Raw genomic sequence first — 233 nt, 5'->3', positions numbered from 1 at the left:
TACCGTCCGCAGTTCTACTTCCGTACTACTGACGTAACTGGTGCATGTGAACTGCCCGAAGGCGTTGAGATGGTAATGCCTGGTGACAACGTACAGATGGTTGCCACTCTGATCGCTCCGATTGCGATGGAAGATGGCCTGCGCTTCGCGATCCGTGAAGGTGGTCGTACTGTTGGCGCTGGTGTTGTAGCCAAGATCATCGAGTAATCGATGCTCGCTGGAGCGGAACTTAA

The 233-nt window shown here is 53.6% G+C and carries 1 pseudogene; it reads left to right on the top strand.

The window, feature by feature from the left end:
* Window positions 1–207 (top strand): annotated as a pseudogene (gene tuf / locus A3709_RS22890) (elongation factor Tu); the annotation flags it as partial.
* Between the last annotated feature and the right edge of the window lie 26 nt (window positions 208–233).

Source organism: Halioglobus sp. HI00S01 (genome assembly GCF_001635445.1).
GTDB classification, from domain to species: domain Bacteria; phylum Pseudomonadota; class Gammaproteobacteria; order Pseudomonadales; family Halieaceae; genus Halioglobus; species Halioglobus japonicus.
The sequence above is the reverse complement of the archived record's forward strand: the minus strand, read 5'-3'. Positions and strand labels throughout refer to the sequence as shown.